Origin of the sequence: Nostoc sp. FACHB-888, assembly GCF_014696655.1 — a bacterium.
In the GTDB taxonomy this organism is placed as follows: Bacteria; Cyanobacteriota; Cyanobacteriia; order Cyanobacteriales; family Nostocaceae; genus Nostoc.
This window is the reverse complement of sequence record NZ_JACJQM010000067.1, coordinates 1-16312: the sequence shown is the minus strand read 5'-3', so window position 1 is coordinate 16312 and position 16312 is coordinate 1. Positions and strand designations below refer to the sequence as shown.

The 16312-nt window shown below is 41.9% G+C and carries 13 protein-coding genes and 3 pseudogenes; 9 read left to right on the top strand and 7 right to left on the bottom strand.

Annotated features, from left to right (window positions below):
• Positions 1 to 63 precede the first annotated feature (63 nt).
• Positions 64 to 408: pseudogene (locus tag H6G26_RS27415) on the bottom strand (N-acetyltransferase); the annotation flags it as partial.
• Positions 405 to 911, bottom strand: coding sequence for a GNAT family N-acetyltransferase (locus tag H6G26_RS27410; protein WP_190733126.1), 507 nt, complete (start codon positions 909 to 911; stop codon positions 405 to 407). The pseudogene H6G26_RS27415 and the gene H6G26_RS27410, both read right to left, overlap by 4 nt.
• Positions 912 to 1168: 257 nt before the next feature.
• Between H6G26_RS27410 and H6G26_RS27405 the strand changes: the two are divergent.
• The 7 genes and pseudogenes from H6G26_RS27405 to H6G26_RS27375 form a co-directional block, all read left to right on the top strand.
• A pseudogene (locus tag H6G26_RS27405) lies at positions 1169 to 3619 on the top strand (LAGLIDADG family homing endonuclease); the annotation flags it as partial.
• A 285-nt stretch (positions 3620 to 3904) separates the two neighbouring features.
• Positions 3905 to 4978 (top strand): annotated as a pseudogene (gene nrdJ, locus H6G26_RS27400) (ribonucleoside-triphosphate reductase, adenosylcobalamin-dependent); the annotation flags it as partial.
• Between the two features lie 400 nt (positions 4979 to 5378).
• Positions 5379 to 6392, top strand: coding sequence for an NAD(P)-dependent alcohol dehydrogenase (locus H6G26_RS27395; protein ID WP_190733124.1), 1014 nt, complete (start codon positions 5379 to 5381; stop codon positions 6390 to 6392).
• A gap of 641 nt (positions 6393 to 7033) precedes the next feature.
• Entirely contained in the window at positions 7034 to 7771 is a 738-nt protein-coding gene (locus H6G26_RS27390; protein ID WP_190733122.1) for a Crp/Fnr family transcriptional regulator, read from the top strand.
• Between the two features lie 189 nt (positions 7772 to 7960).
• Positions 7961 to 8707: a Crp/Fnr family transcriptional regulator gene (locus H6G26_RS27385; protein WP_190733120.1), complete on the top strand. Its 747-nt coding sequence runs from the start codon at positions 7961 to 7963 to the stop codon at positions 8705 to 8707.
• A gap of 80 nt (positions 8708 to 8787) precedes the next feature.
• Positions 8788 to 9516: a helix-turn-helix domain-containing protein gene (locus H6G26_RS27380; RefSeq protein ID WP_190733118.1), complete on the top strand. Its 729-nt coding sequence runs from the start codon at positions 8788 to 8790 to the stop codon at positions 9514 to 9516.
• A 171-nt stretch (positions 9517 to 9687) separates the two neighbouring features.
• Positions 9688 to 10098, top strand: a complete 411-nt coding sequence (locus H6G26_RS27375; RefSeq protein ID WP_190733116.1) for a response regulator — start codon at positions 9688 to 9690, stop codon at positions 10096 to 10098.
• Positions 10099 to 10461: 363 nt separating this feature from the next.
• On the opposite strand, the gene H6G26_RS27370 is transcribed toward H6G26_RS27375, so the two are convergent.
• Together H6G26_RS27370 and glmS are read right to left on the bottom strand one after the other, a co-directional pair.
• Complete coding sequence (locus H6G26_RS27370) at positions 10462 to 10767, bottom strand: hypothetical protein (RefSeq protein WP_190733114.1); 306 nt, start codon at positions 10765 to 10767, stop codon at positions 10462 to 10464.
• Between the two features lie 56 nt (positions 10768 to 10823).
• Positions 10824 to 12716 carry a glutamine--fructose-6-phosphate transaminase (isomerizing) gene (glmS, locus tag H6G26_RS27365; protein WP_190733112.1) on the bottom strand — a complete coding sequence of 631 codons (1893 nt, stop codon included), beginning with the start codon at positions 12714 to 12716 and terminating at the stop codon, positions 10824 to 10826.
• Between the two features lie 172 nt (positions 12717 to 12888).
• Between glmS and H6G26_RS42125 the strand changes: the two genes are divergently transcribed.
• Positions 12889 to 13080, top strand: a complete 192-nt coding sequence (locus H6G26_RS42125) for a hypothetical protein (protein WP_206757558.1) — start codon at positions 12889 to 12891, stop codon at positions 13078 to 13080.
• A 16-nt stretch (positions 13081 to 13096) separates the two neighbouring features.
• Here H6G26_RS42125 and psaC read toward each other — a convergent pair whose 3' ends face one another.
• Together psaC and H6G26_RS27355 are read right to left on the bottom strand one after the other, a co-directional pair.
• A complete protein-coding gene (gene psaC / locus H6G26_RS27360; RefSeq protein ID WP_012411495.1) occupies positions 13097 to 13342 on the bottom strand; it encodes a photosystem I iron-sulfur center protein PsaC in 246 nt (81 codons plus the stop codon).
• 514 nt (positions 13343 to 13856) lie between these two features.
• Complete coding sequence (locus H6G26_RS27355) at positions 13857 to 14093, bottom strand: hypothetical protein (RefSeq protein ID WP_190733110.1); 237 nt, start codon at positions 14091 to 14093, stop codon at positions 13857 to 13859.
• Between the two features lie 209 nt (positions 14094 to 14302).
• Between H6G26_RS27355 and H6G26_RS27350 the strand changes: the two genes are divergently transcribed.
• Positions 14303 to 14671, top strand: coding sequence for a Dethiobiotin synthetase (locus H6G26_RS27350; RefSeq protein ID WP_190733108.1), 369 nt, complete (start codon positions 14303 to 14305; stop codon positions 14669 to 14671).
• 85 nt (positions 14672 to 14756) lie between these two features.
• Here the strand turns inward: H6G26_RS27350 and H6G26_RS27345 are convergent, their stop codons facing one another.
• Positions 14757 to 15368 (bottom strand): hypothetical protein, encoded by a 612-nt coding sequence (locus H6G26_RS27345; protein WP_190733157.1) that lies wholly within the window; start codon positions 15366 to 15368, stop codon positions 14757 to 14759.
• Positions 15369 to 16312: the final 944 nt, after the last annotated feature.

Genomic DNA, 16312 nt, shown 5'->3' with positions numbered 1-16312 from the left:
TTCCTACTCATCTGCCTCATCCCTGAATTTGTGCGCGAGTTACACTCCATCAAAAGTAGATTGACCTAGTACAATCACTATGGCTTCTTTCTTTGCCTCTGCTATTTCTAACCCTACTTTTATTAGTGCGCTACCAATACCCTGTCTTTGAAACTGTGGATGAACTGCCAAAGGTGCTAGACCGAGTACCTGTAGTGTTTCTTCACCCACTAAATCAATGTAGCTAAATAAAATATGACCGACTACAACATTTTCAATCTCTGCAATCAGAGAAAGTTCTAGAATATAGCGGTCAGAACGGCGAATTTTCTCTACAAGTTTAGCCTCATTTTCCTGTCCAAAGGCTAATGTATTCACCTCAGCTATTACTGTGTAGTCTGACAGAGTTTCACAACGGATATTGATCATTTTAAAACTAATTCCATAAAAACCCAATTTGCTCGATATTCTAAAGGAATTTCTATTTTTTCTAAATACGGCTCTATATCCTGAAAGCCATATACACGATAAAGTGTATGTGCTTCCTTTGCAAAAGGGGCGCTGTCTAAACGAATCTTTGAGTAACCAATATTAGAAGCTTCATTGATGATAGTTTTTAATAATGCTCTACCGATTCCTTTTCTGCGAAATTCTGGTCTTACATACATTCTTTTAATTTCGCCAATATCTTCACCAATTTTTCGTAAGCAAGCGCAGCCTGCTATTTTTGCCTCGTATTGTCCCAAAAGCAAGCGTCCTGAAGGGGGTATAAATTCGTGAAGTTGAGTTATATATTGCTCAAAGAATGTATTCACATCTAAATTGATGCCATGATGGCTGAATATCAACTTAGTCTCGTTACAATATTCCCAAAACAGTTCGTGTATATGAGACTTATGTTCCTCAGTCTCTACCTGCATAATTTTAAGCAAACTTTATGCCTCCGCTAAGTAATTAAATAAGAATCGGTATAAAGAGATTTTACTTATAAATTTATATGTGCTAATTAAAACTTGAGTTTGAGATGCTACCCAAGGGTGAAGGGCATTATACATCATAAATTTTTGTTGCAAATACTACGGCCTATAGCTAGCGTAAAGTGGACAATTTGACAATCTTTAATACTCAAACCACTTGGCGTATAGTCATAATCTGTCCGCACGCAACAAGAACGCAAGACACTTAGTATATGGTTCGAGAACTCGAAAGAAAACGCCAGAGTGCAAAGTTTCCCGAAACTGCACCGGCTGCCAATCCCGTATTTTTTAGAACCTATAGCCGCCGCACAAAGGCGGGACTAAGGGAAACATGGGATGAGGTATGCGATCGCACTCTACTCGGCTTAGTCGAGTTGGGAAAGCTCACTCAAGAAGAAGCTGTCATACTCGATAAAATGCAGCGCAACTTGAAAGCTATGCCTAGTGGGCGCTGGCTGTGGGTTGGTGGTACAGATTGGATAACCAAGCCAAAGAATTTTTCCGGGGCTTATAATTGCACCTCAACCAATCTCGAAGACTGGAGTGCCTTCGGATTAATGATGGATTTGGCAATGATGGGCTGTGGTACTGGAGCCGTCCTAGAACCACAATTTATTAACCAGTTGCCCCCCATCCGTAATCAACTCAATGTCACTGTAAAAGGTGAAATTGGCAGCACTCCTGTGCAACAGCGACGTGAATATACTGAAACTCATATAGAAGGTAACAGCGTCACTATTCACGTTGGCGATAGCCGTGAAGGTTGGGTTAAATCATATCAAACCCTATTAGAACTCTCCACTGATGAACAATTTTCAGCAGAAATTGAAGTATTAGTTGATATCAGCGATGTCCGAAAAGCAGGAGAAACTCTCAATGGCTTTGGAGGAGTTGCTAATCCTGTAAAATTGCCTGGATTGTATCAGGGTTGTGCATCTATTCTCAATAAAGCTAGAGGACGACAATTAAATTCAGTTGAATGCTGTTTGTTAATCGATCAGGCTGCTGTAACAATTGTTGCAGGAAATATTCGGCGCTGTCTACCTGAAGATGCTTTAGTTCATACTTCCAAAGGTCTTGTTCCCATTTGCGATGTCCAAGTGGGCGATTTAGTACAAACTCCTTTAGGATTTCGGCGAGTTGTTGATAAATTCGACCAAGGATTTCAGGATGTCTATGAAATTGAAACTAATGCGACTTACCCAAGAGCAACTTTAAATCACAGACAAGCGGTTCTTGCAGATGCTCAAGGGGGAATTACCTGGAAGTCGATTGCAAGTTTAGTTGAGGGCGATCGCCTACTGCACAACACACAAGTTCTACCTGGTACAGTTACCTATCTCCCCCCTGATTTTACTCAATCTCGACCCTCAAACAGTCGCACAGCTAAGTCGTTTGTAATTCCTGAATTGACAGCTGAGGTTGCTTGGCTAATTGGGTTAACCCACGGTGACGGCTATATTGCTCTCGGTCGCAATAAGTATGATAAGCCCTATGGCCGGGTTGAATGGACAATGAACAGCTTAGATACAGAACTCACAGCTAGAGTTCAAGCCAAGATAGATGCTGCTTTAGCTTTATTTGGATTGACTGCTACTCATGGGGTAATCAAGGGCGAAAACACTGCCAAATCAATCTGCTCATCTATTGGACTAGCTGAGTATTTCCATCGCTATATCAAGCAGCCTAATATTCCCCTAGCAATTCCTAGTTTTATTTTGCAAGGTTCAGTAGATATCAGGGCGGCTTACCTAGCTGGATTAATGGACAGCGATGGTGCTGTCAATAACCGACCCCCTCACTTAGTTACCTCAGTCTATCGGTCATTTATTAGACAAGTTAGTGCAGTTTTATCCAGTTTAGGTATAGCTGGCAGAATTAGCATTACCCATCCACAGCAGGCAGGATGGCAGGTTAAGTACAACCTAACAATTCCAGCCCTCAAAGGGCGTTATAACGCCCTTATTGCACCTCACTCACTCAAGCGAGAACTGCGCCAAGGATTGAAAATGTATGGTTTCACCGTCCCTGGTGTAATCATGCGGGAAGCTTACACCTATAGCGAGATGCGAGATATGGGATTCCAAGGATCTCGCACTGTTGATGCCAATTATGAGCGCTATATCGTTGAAGCTGATATCTCGCTAGATATTCCAGTCACTGTGAAAGGACTAGGCAGTTACGATCATGTCCACACTTACGATATTGAAGTCGAAGAAGCTCATTGTTTCTATTGTGATGGCTATCTGACACATAATAGTGCTGGCATGAGGCAGGGTTCTAGCGAAGATAGTTTGTTTGCCGATGCCAAAGATAATCTATGGCAGCAAGATGAAAATGGCAACTGGCGAATTGATCCAGAGCGTGATGCACTCAGGATGGCAAATCATACGAGAGTTTTTCACCGCAAGCCAACCTTAGAAGAATGTCTGAATGCCGTTCGCAAACAATATTATAGTGGTGAGGGAGCGATTCAATGGGCTGGTGAAGCCGTGGCGCGATCAAACATTGATTTGCTGCCAACACAAGCTCTGAAAGTCAGTTTTTTGCAAGCTTATGAACAAGGAACAGCAAAACAATGGTTAAAAGAACGCCATTCTAATCTTGATGCTAATGAGCTAGAACATCGTTTAGCTCGTTATGGGCTAAATCCGTGTGGTAAGTGATTTTGCCTCACGTTAAAAACCTCGCAAAAACGGGGAAAGCTGAGATGCTAATCCCGTGGTAATCAAAGGAAGTAAAAAGTCTTTGACACCGTACAGCGTAGAGAGTGAAACTAGATTACATCCAAAATTGTTGTCTAGAATATAATCTCTCCAAGAGTGCGGGGGCGGATGTGAAAAACACTTTTATTATCTAAAGTCACATCTGCAAAAGGTACGCGGAGCTACTGCAAATAATCAAGCAGTAGAACTAGGGGATAAAAAGCCTCTAGGGTAACAAATCTGGAAATCATCGGTAGTAACTTCCACTGCAATTTGTCTGAGGTTCACCTCAATCAAATCGATCCACATAACTACAAAGAACAAGAGGAGGCTTTCACTGCTGGGGCGCTATCTGTAGCAGCACTTTTAAATCACAAATTCCTGGAACCACGCTATCAATACAGCCGTGAATTAGACCCGATTGTAGGAGTTTCTTTTACAGGTTTATTTGATTTCTTTGTCCATGCTTTTGGTGTTGATTGGCTGCGCTGGTGGGAAGCAGGAAGACCTGCAACTCCACAAGGATTAGCTTTCAAGCGTGAGGAAGAAAAATATCTAAGTTCTTGGAAAGAGATTGTACATCGGGTAGTTTGGGATTACTGCGATCGCCATAATTTCAAGCGTCCAAATCGTTGTACCACAGTCCAACCCAGTGGCACGAAAGCATTATTAACTAATGCTAGTTCAGGATGGCATCCCCCGAAAGCGCAAAGATTTATTCGGCGCATCACCTTCGGCAAAAATGACCCAGTAGCCTTAGCTTGTATTGACTACGGTTATAACGTCATTCCCTCTCAATCAGATAAAGATGAACAGGGCAATTTGCTCAATGATCCTTTTGATCCACGGGTGAGTGAGTGGTTAGTAGAAATTCCTGTTTCTGTATCTTGGGCTGATTTACCAGGTGCTGACGAAATTGATGTTTCTAAGTTTTCAGTCTTAGCTCAATTTGATTTTGTCCTCCAGGTTCAACGTTGGTATGTGACTCACAACACATCAGCAACTTTAGAACTTCGTTCTGATGAAATCGAACCTTTAGGACAGCGCATCTACGAAACTATCCAAAATGATGAAGGATATATTTCAGCCGCTCTTTTAGCTCGTTTTGATGATTTGCAATCATTCCCACGTTTGCCATTTGAACCAATAGATAAACCAACTTATGATCGCTTGAATCAAGAGGTGAAAGCACGGCGGAAAACAGATGATTTCTGTGCAGTCTTAAGCCGCTATGATTTAGGCGAAATGTCAGAGGCTGGCCCTAGTGGTTGTGACTCTGATAAGTGTATGTTTCCCGATCAGCAACCAAGCTCATAAGGCGAAATGACTGTCAACCTGACTTTTCACGGTATCTGAAAAACCTCTCTCTAAATCTCTCTCCTAAAAGGAGAGAGACTTTGAATTTCCCCCCCTCCTTCCCGACACGGAAAGGGGGTTAGGGGTTGAAAATTCCTCTTGTCAGTAGCAAAACGTTATAGATCCCCCTAAATCCCCCTTAAAAAGGGGGACTTTGATTCCGGTTCCCCCCTTTTTAAGGGGGGTTAGGGGGGATCTAGAAGTACTTAAAATCACAGCCAATTACTTTTCAAACAGCTTCTTAGGTTTTCGTGGACTTTTCCACATAACGTGAAAAGTTAGGAATATCAACTTAGGGTAGTCACTATTTATTACAATCAACAGCAGTGGTTTAATATGACATTAAACCACTGCTTTTTCTATGAAAGCTTACGAAATTCAAAGCAACTGCGGGATTGATGCCCTCGCATTAGTCGATCGCTCTGAACCAAAACCAACTGTGGGACAAGTTCTGATTCAAGTCAAAGCAACATCCCTAAATTACCGCGATTTGCTTGTCATTGAAGGATCTTACGGTTCTGGACAAAAATATCCCTTAATTCCCCTGTCTGATGGTGCGGGAGAAGTCGTGGCTGTAGGGGAAGGTGTGACACGGGTTAAAATAGGCGATCGCGTCGCTGGTATTTTCTTCCAAGACTGGATTTATGGCTCTTTAACCAAAGAGAAAATGAAATCCGATTTAGGAGGCGGTATCGATGGAATGCTGGCTGAGTATGTCGTATTACACCAAGATGGTTTAGTAATATTACCTGACCATCTATCATACATTGAAGGCGCAACCTTACCCTGTGCAGCAGTCACAGCTTGGCATGGACTAGTAACAAAAGGTAATATTCGTGCAGGGGATAGTATTTTATTACTCGGTACTGGAGGAGTTTCAATTTTTGCTCTCCAGTTCGGCAAGATACACGGTGCTAGAGCGATTATTACTTCTAGTAGTGATGAGAAATTGGCACGAGCTAAACAGCTTGGTGCTAACGAAACAATCAATTACAAAACAACACCAGATTGGGAAAAGCAAGTTTACCAATTGACTAATCGCACAGGTGTAGATCATGTAGTTGAGGTAGGCGGTGCAGGTACTCTGCCAAAATCACTACAAGCAGTCCGCATTGGAGGACGTATTAGCTTAATTGGCGTATTATCAGGTAGAGGAAGTGAAATTGACCCCATGCCAATACTTTTTAAAAGCTTAACAGTTCAGGGCATTTATGTTGGCAGTCGGGAAATGTTTGAGGCGATGAATCAGGCGATGCAACAACATCAAATCAAACCGATTATTGATCGAGTTTTCCCTTTCACGGAAGCGCGAGAAGCTTATCATTACCTCAAAAGTGCAACTCACTTTGGGAAAGTCGTAATTCGTAATTCGTAATCAGTTAATTATAGCTTTTCCTAATAAAATGAGATACATCATAGCCCCCCTCTCGAAGAGCGGGGAGGGGGTTGGGGGTGGGGTTCTGTACCTACTCAACTGAGAACCGCTATATGCGATCGCAACTGTAAATCCAGTTAAATTCAGCAATTCCAAAAAGTTTAATTGCTTAACTTTGAGGCAATGCTAATAATTTTTTATGCTTAATATTAACTTTACTAAAGCTAGGATTTGACAACGCAAAAATACTTTTTTACTCTGGTATCTAGTTACTATTTGGCTATGCAATCTGTAGTATTTTGTTTTCAAACTTTACATAGATGTTGTAACAAGAGATACAATTTTTTTAACATATATCAGATTTTTTTTACTACTCTAGATATTTAATTTAATTTGTTATTATATAAATATATATAAATCTGATATTTTATTAAACTTTCTTAGAAAATACACCTTTTGACATTAGGAAAAGCTGTTCCACATTTAAAATGCATAAGTTGGGCGGGCAGGATGCCCACCCCACAAGAGTTATATTTAATTCGATTATGCAAATTAGATGTTTTTTAGCTTAAAATTATTGATTTATCTCCTTATGCCGCAAGCTGCCTTTTCTACAGACGGCTATATTTAGGAGAATCCCAATGTTATTAAACAAAAATGTCCTTGAGCAACCAGCAAATAATCTGCTGGCAGTTCTGCCAGCCGCTGATTATGAGCGTCTTGTTCCACACCTGAAGCTCGTTCCGCTCCCACTTCGGAAAGTCCTTTACGAAGCAGGCGAACCGATCACACAGGTCTATTTTCCTAATAAGGCAGTGGTTTCTATAATCACCACTATGGAAGATGGCTCAACTGTGGAAGTTGGTTTAGTGAGTAATGAAGGCATAGTGGGTATGCCCGTAATTTTAGGAGACAACACCACAACCACAACAGCATTTGTGCAGATTGCAGGCGTTGGAATGCAAATGGATGCAGATATACTCAAAAGCGAATTCAATCGGGGCGGAGCTATTCAAAGCCTGCTGCTGCGCTACGTGCAAGGTGTATATACTCAAATAGCACAAGCAGTTGCTTGCAACCGTCTTCATAAATTAGAGAGGCGGTTGGCTCGGTGGTTGCTGACAGTTTCTGACCGTCTGGAATCAGAGGAATTTCCACTCACCCAAGAATTTATCTCACATATGCTCGGTGTACGTCGCGCTGGTGTTACCGAAGCAGCTAACATCCTGAGCAAAGCCGGAATCATCAGCTACCACCGAGGTCAGATTAACATCCTGAATCGAGAGGCTTTAGAAAAAACCTCATGCGAATGTTATAAGATTATAAAAGATGAATATGTTCGTTTATTAGGTAATAAGCCCAATAAACGGACAAAATAATTTTTTTCAGTTTTTATGTACAAGACCGTACAAACTCGAAGAAGTCTATTCATTTAAGATTTATTTAGATTGTCCCTGTGTTTCTTTAGCGAATACACCTTTTGACATTAGGATAAAAACTTTAATCCTTTCCTTGTGCCCTGATCTGTCTTTTCTAAAGCCACCTACCTTTAAGGAGAGTGACTTTTAATGTCATTAGATAAAAACCTCTTTCAGCAACCATCAAATAAGCTCCTCGCAGCTTTGCCAGTCAGTGATTATGAACGTTTTGTTCCCCATTTGAAGCTGGTTGCGCTCCCATTACGGAAAGTCCTTTACGAAGCAGGCGAACCCATCACACACGTCTATTTTCCTGATAAGGCAGTGGTTTCTATAGTCACCACAATGGAAAATGGCTCAACGGTAGAAGTTAGGATAGTGAGCAATGAAGGCATGGTGGGTATCCCAGTAATTTTAGGAGACAACATCACAATTACAACAGCCTTTGTGCAGGTTTCGGGTGCTGCTATGCAGATGGATGCAGATGTACTTAAAGCCGAGTTCAATCGGGGCGGAGCTATTCAAAGCGTGCTACTGCGCTATGTACAAGCTGTATACTCTGAACTGGCGCAAGGTGCTGCCTGCAACCGTCTCCATACACTAGAAGAACGGCTGGCTCGCTGGCTACTAACAGTTTCTGACCGTTTGGAATCAGAAGATTTTCCACTCACGCAAGAATTTATCGCCCAGATGCTTGGTGTACGTCGTTCTGGTGTGACAGTAGCCGCTAGCACCCTGAGCCGAGCCGGGATGATTAGCTACCAACGTGGTCATATTAGCATTCTGAACCGAGAGGATTTGGAAGCAACTTCTTGTGAGTGTTATCAAGTCATACAAAAGGAATTTGCTCGGTTACTGGGCTTCATGCCCAGTAACCGAGCCAAAAATTTTTTTTGAGTTAGGTGTGCGAAACCGAACAGACTCGTAAAACTAACTTAAATTAGAATATTGTGAGCAAATTTCTCATTTAATGTTCAGTGAGCGACAACCCTCTTAAGCCGCAAGTAAATAAGTTACTCGCGGCTTTGCCAACTGATGATTACGAACGCCTTATTCCGAACCTGAAGTTAGTTCCGCTTCCCACTCGGCAAGTCCTTTACGAACCAGGAGAACCCATCACACACATCTATTTTCCCCAACACGCAGTGATTTCTATAGTCACTACTTTGAAAGATGGATCGACGGTGGAAGTTGGGATAGTGAGTAATGAAGGCATGGTGGGTATCCCAGTAATTTTAGGAGGCAACACAACAACCACAAGAGCGTTTGTCCAAGTTGCGGGCGCTGGAATGCAAATGGATGCAGATGTCCTTAGAACCGAATTCAATCGGGGCGGAGCTATTCAAAACCTCCTGCTGGGCTATGTTCGAGCTATATATACCGAAGTTACACAAAGCTGTGCCTGCAACCGTCTTCATACACTAGAACAACGGCTGGCTCGTTGGCTGCTCACAGTATCTGACCGTTTGGAATCAGAAGAATTTCCACTCACGCAAGAATTTATCGCCCAGATGCTGGGTGTACGGCGCTCCGGTGTGACAGTAGCGGCTAGCAGCCTCAGCCGAGCCGGAATGATTCGCTATCAGCGTGGTCAAATTAACATCCTGAATCGAGAAGATTTAGAAGCAACTTCTTGCGAGTGTTATCGAGTCATCCAAAAAGAATTTGCTCGGTTGCTGGGGAATCAGGCAAGGGGCGATCGCTAGTGAATAAATCGCTAGTAAATAATATTAACTTACTATGTCCGACACCGGACAGACACTTGCGAGTTAGTTCCATTAAGATTTATTAAAGTAGGCATCAAATGGCATTTACAAATACATCCCATTTGATGCATTTGCAACTCAAAGTGTTCGAGCTACACGGCGGTGAGAATAATGTCTAATCAGTCCATGTCTTTTAAAGGTCTACGATTGCTCGTTGTGGATGACGACGCTGATACGAGAAACTTACTTACCTTTCTATTTGAAATAGACGGAGCAGAGATTATTACAGCTGCTTCGGCAGGTGATGCTCTAGAAATTATGTCATTTTTTAAACCAGACATCCTGATTAGTGACATTTATTTACCAGATGAAAACGGCTGCTCACTGCTCACGAAGATCAGAAAATTAGAAGCAAAGCGAGGGAGAAAGATTCCAGCTATTGCTCTGACGGCATCTGCTTTCGACGAAGACCATAATCGTGCATTATTAGCAGGTTATGATATATACCGTTGCAAGCCGATAGACATAGACGAATTAGCTTCACTGGTTGGTAGTTTAACTAGACTCGAACAATACGCTTGACATATTTGGATGCATAAGGAAGGAGCTAGTAAACAAGAAAGCTTTAACTAAATTTTATTTATTTTTGTAGGAATCTTTTAACTGATTTCAACGTGAATTCGACGGCTTATTATAGTATCCGCTTAATTAGCTCAATCAAAAAGACTTCTCCCTGATTTTACTGTGCAAAATCGTCCCTCTCGGAGTCGGAGAGGGACAGCCTTGAACTTTAGTTAAGAGGATGCTTGAAAAGTCCTCTTGTCGGTATCAAAAATTTTAGATCCCCCTAAGTCCCCCTTTTTAAGGGGGACTTTGATTCCGGTTCCCCCCTTAAAAGGGGGGTTAGGGCTGTAGGTTCGCTCATTTTGGAGGAGTGAGAAGTAATTATGTCTTGCACAGCTTGGAATTTAGCTGATAAAGGGACTCAGGCATTTTCATTAATAAACGGTTGCGATCGCATGAACGCCGCTCTGCTCGCAAAAACTGTGCCACATCTCCTTTATCATCTGCTCGCTCATCAATTTCTCTAACTACCCACTCAGAACGAGCAATTTCTTGCAATAGTTCATCTACTGTGTTGTCTGACTTAGCCAACCAAACAATAGAGTTTTTCAATTCTCGCCGACTGTTTGTTTCTGCCATCAATTCAGTACGGCGATTGGAGAATCCCCCAGCATCAACGAATTCCAATTTGATTATACGACTTTATTATTCCTCCACAACCTCCACAGCTTTAGGAGTATAAATTATTCTACCGTAACACTTTTAGCAAGATTTCTTGGCTGATCGACATCCAAACCGCGACGGGCGGCAATATGATAAGCCAATAATTGCAAAGGAACTACTGTCAAAATCGGAGAAAGTAATTCTTCCACATGAGAGATAGGAAGAAGATCGTTAAAAATTTCCGCAGCTTCGCCATCGTTGACAGGAGTCACGCCAATTAACCGAGAATCTCTAGCTTTGGCTTCTTGGGCATTGGAAATAACTTTTTCGTACACACTACCAGGGATTGCGATCGCAACTACCGGTACTTTCGCATCTAAAAGTGCGATTGGACCATGTTTCATCTCTCCAGCCGGATAACCTTCGGCGTGAATGTAGCTGATTTCTTTTAATTTCAACGCCCCCTCCAAAGCAATAGGAAAGTTAATTCCCCTTCCTATAAAAATGAAATCTTTGGTTTCAGCAAATTCATGGGCTAGCTGTTCGGTTAAACGTTCCTGAGTTTCTAAAGTTGCCTCAATTTCTTTGGGAATCTGCCGCAACCCATTAATAATTTTCTCTAACGTGTCTTTTGAAACTGTCTGGCGACGAGCAGCTAAATCCAATGCCAAAGCATAAAACGCCATCAGTTGGGCGGTAAAAGTTTTTGTCGCAGCTACCCCAATTTCAATTCCCGCTAGGGTACTGATGACATGCGGTACCATATCACCAAGGCTACTTTCGGGGCGATTGGTAATGCCCAGTAGTCGCCCTTGATATTTGGGTTCTTTTCCCTGGCGACGTTCTTTTTCCATTGCCAAAGCTGCTAGAGTATCAGCCGTTTCACCTGATTGGGTAACGCCAATGATCAATGTGTTAGCCGTCACAGGTGATGGTGCATAGCGATACTCAGAAGCATAATGTACCTGAGTTGAAATTCCTGCTAGTTGTTCGATTAAATATTTTCCGATTAATGCTGCGTGCCAACTCGTACCACAGGCGACGATCTGAATTTGTTCTAAATTGTTATATAAATCCACAGGTAAACCAAGATTGATCGGCGATTCGCTAGATTCTCCAAAATTATTAAAATAAGCGTCTAAACTAGCTCTTACTACCCCTGGTTGCTCATGGATTTCTTTGAGCATGAAGTGTTTGAATCCCTGCTTTTCTACCATTGCAGGATTGAAGTTGAGCAGCCGGGGTTGTTTTTTTAACCTATCGCCAGCAAAATTGTAAATCTCAACGCCCAAAGGTGTGAGACGGGCAATTTCGCCATTTTCTAGAGGTAGCACTGCACGGGTATAGGAAACGATCGCAGGCGTGTCAGATGCACAAAAGAACTCCCCTTGCCCAAAACCAATTACCAAGGGTGCTTGTTGGCGAACAACAATCAATTCATCCGGGTAGTCAGCAGAAATAACTGCAAGTGCAAATGCCCCATGCAAACAGTTAACGGCTTGGCGAATTGCCTCTAGGAAGGGGGATAAGGAAGATGAGGGAGATGAGGGGGGAAGATTCTTTAAAAATTCGGCTATGAGATGGGGAATTACTTCTGTATCAGTTTCAGAAAGAAATTGGTGTCCTTTTCCTTTGAGTTCCTCGCGCAACTCGCGGTAATTTTCGATAATGCCATTTTGCACCACCGCCACTCTCTTTGCCGTATCCATGTGGGGATGGGCGTTGTACTCTTCTGGTTTCCCATGAGTTGCCCAGCGAGTGTGACCAATACCAATTTGGGCAGGCGTTTCTATTTGTTCCAATTTAGAACGCAGGTTATGCAGTTTACCCTTCGCCCGCACACAATTAACCTCACCTTCCCAAACAGTGGCGATTCCAGCCGAATCGTAACCCCTATACTCTAGTTTTTCCAGCCCAGCCAGTAAAATGTCTGTCGCTGCTTGAGTGCCTATATATCCAACGATTCCGCACATTGTTCACACCACTTTTTTTCAGGATGATTAAATCCAGTATAGTTCTTAGCACAAACTTGACGTTTTGCAAATAAAAAAGGGAGTAAATTACTCCCTCTACAACTAGGTATTTCTAAAGGTGCTTTCTATTAAAAAACTTTAAAAGTTTTGAACACTGAGTTCTGAGTTCTGAGTGCTGAGTGAAGAATCAATAAATTGTTTTTTGATTTACTTCTTTTGCCTCAGGACTCAAGACCCAGAACTCAGCGAGAACTCTGAGCAAAGCGAAGGCTTGCGCCTCTCCCTTGTGTCCAAAGAAGACAAGGCAACAGTTCTGGAAGAACGGTTGGGCAGTAGACCCGCATTGCGATCAGAAGTTCGGTGACTTAGCACTGAGCTTTTTAGTAAGCCAGACCCATGCTGCGAGTTGTTTCAGCGCCCAGGTAAACCCGGATGCTCAAAAAGTCGGTGGGACAAGCGGTTTCGCAGCGCTTACAGCCCACGCAGTCTTCTGTACGGGGTGAAGAGGCAATTTGAGCAGCTTTACAGCCATCCCAAGGAACCATCTCCAGTACATCAGTAGGGCAAGCGCGGACGCATTGGGTGCAGCCAATGCAGGTATCGTAGATTTTTACGGTATGAGACATTGAAAAAACCGCTCCTTTCGAGGTGTTCTTCTCTGCGAAAGAATCATAATCAACGCATAGTTTACCGCAGTGATTGATAGGCCGTAATCAAAAGGCTACATAACTTCAAACAATGTAATGAGCACCCTTGATAAGTGGTTTTACGAGATAGTCCCTATCGCTTTATTAATTAGCAACATCATAGGAGCGTATTTACCCCAGTGGTATACCACAATGAGGTTGAATTGTAAAGACTAATGAAACAAAAGTCAATCTAAAAGACTAGTACCGCAAAGCAAAAGTCAAAATTCATGGGCTTTTTAGGAATTTTAAATGGTTGTTCTATTTCCGCCGAGGCGTACTAGATACAGAAATTATCTATGCTATCTATTGATTGGCAACTATAGCAATCCTAAATTAGTTGTGGGAAAGTACTATATCGTATTCCCAGTTTATGGCTGGGAACGAGAGATATATAAAAGCTGTATATTTGAGTTTTTAAATCTGGCAAATTTATAATTTCTACTTTTCGATATCAGAGGATTTCAGAAATCGCAAACTCATCAGTTATAGCAGCAATTTCTGTTGGAATCTTTACCTCACTAACCATGACTTGCAGTTGGTCTTCTGATTTTTTCAAATCAGGCAACTTATCTTTTTTATACTCACTTTCTCGGATTTGTCGAGCAATACTTTCTAATAGCCAAAGTTGTTCTTCCACAGATAAGGCACGGACGGAACGCTCAATTTCTAGTAAATTCGGTGACATCATTTTGCTTCTAATTCCAAACGGGCGTATTTTTCAAAGATATTATATGTCAGTCTATCTAGTTAACCTAGAGCATCGCCAATTATCCATCATTTTCCCCAAGCCTATCTTTTCACAAATCAAATGAGATTGCTATAAATAACCAAAAGCCAGTTTTATGACTTTTCAATTAAGTATTACTGCTGAAGCAAAATGTACGCTAAACTGACTACATGAATTACGAAACAGCTCGGAAACTCCTCATCGATCAGACAATCACAACCGAGGAAAACCCAGATGCGCTGTTGACGCGTATGAAACAGGGGAAACCGCCGGTACCCGGTCAGATCACCTCGATTTTGTTGGCATTGAAAGTGGTATTTGAAGCCCTCAAAGATGCAAAGAGCCTAGACCGAGAACTGGCTTTGGCACTTTATCAGTTAAGCGTTAAGGCACAACAGGTATTTGCCGCAGGGCGTAAAGCCGGGATAGATTGGCCACCACTACTGAAAGAAGATTTGGTAAGAATTTCCTTAGCATCTGAAAGTATCTTTTCGGGTATATGGCAAACCCTAGCTCCTATAGGGTTGGGGAAGTTGTAGAACACCAATTCAGTAATCTTTTCATGAGAAGGGATGAGGGAGATAAGGGGAATAACCAATACCCATGCCCCATTCCCAATGCCCATTACCGAATTTGCAGTTCCTTTTCTAACTTGTCTAAGTCAGTTTTGAGCAAAACCGTCATTTGACCGGTAAAAGCTTTGCCAGTTTTGGGTTGGGCAATTTCCACCCAATATACATAGCGATCGCCTACTCGTAATTCTCCCTTTAAAGCTTCCCGAATTGGAGTTTTGGCGAAACGTGCCGAATTAACTACCTTTTCACTGGGATACTGGTACACGACTTGGGCGTGATCGTAGTCTTGATAAATCTCCAAGCCATAAATCACGCGCAAGGATTCTTGGAGACGCGTAAATGTCATGCCGTTAATGGCATCATACATGGAAATGCGCTCAGAGCGAATTCTGCCACGGTCTTTAGAAAATTCTACCCTACCGGGAGGCAATACCGACGCTTGAAAAGTGAATCTTTGAGCAGCAGTATCAGTCTTTTGCACAAACAATTGCTCCCCACTCCTGGGGCGAAGTGTAGGATGTGCTTTAATCCAAGTGCCTACTTCCTCTGTACTTTGCCCTGGTAAAGCATCCGCGTGGGAATTCCCCAGTATTCCTATAGACAGCCAGGGAACTAGAGAAACAGGCAAAATTAAAAAATTAAGCAGAGATTTCTTGAGGATTTTTCTATTCACGACTTTCATGGAAATTTCTCTATTAGGGAGTAACCATAGTCTTCCCGTTTTTCAGCAAGATTATTTCAAGCATCAATCCAAATTAAGACATCAGGGATCTTACTTATCAAGGCTCTATCATGGGAAAAGCTAAGGAATGGAATCGTTATGAGCATTACGTTCAGCCCATAATAAGAACAAATGATTCAAATTTTACTAGCAATCGGTAGATTTAACAGCGTTGATGAAGTAATTCAAACTGCATTGCGCCTTTTAGCAGAAGAGACTCTTTCTGATCAATAATGGCTTAAAGAAAGTCGCACCAAGATTGATGAAGGGATAGCATCACTTGAAAGGAGAGAAGGAATTAATAATGAAACTTTTGTGAATTAGCTTTTAACACAGTTGAAGCAAGCAAAAGAGGCTTAGGAATGAATCGGTACATTATCTCACTCCCTGCTTCTGGTGATTTACAAGCGATCGCAGATTATTTCGCGGTAGAAAATGTTCCGTATGGGAACGAGGAAAGCCTCATCAAGCTAGGTTTTTAGGACTTGTGTACACTACCGTAGCTTTGGGAAAAGGATCTGTAGTAAATCTTGTTTTTTCATGTTTGAGGTATTCATTTTTTGGGAACCATACATAGAGTGGTAGTAAATTTATCGGACTATCTACCAGCGAGTTGCATTTAAATTCCCAAATATATCCAGATATGAAAACTAAAACAAGTACATATATCTATGCTTTTAGCTTTTGGTTTCTTTGGAATGCTTTCGTCGCTAAGATAATACTCCTGTATCTACTAAATCTAAATTTTGTTCCGGTAAATATCTGTTATATACTTATTAATAATATAGGACTAATATTTGATTTCTGAAAAAGCTCCGTACATTTGAAGAGTGGTAAAATCAAAGGTAGTGTGTCGGATAAACCACTCAAACATCCACTTCACA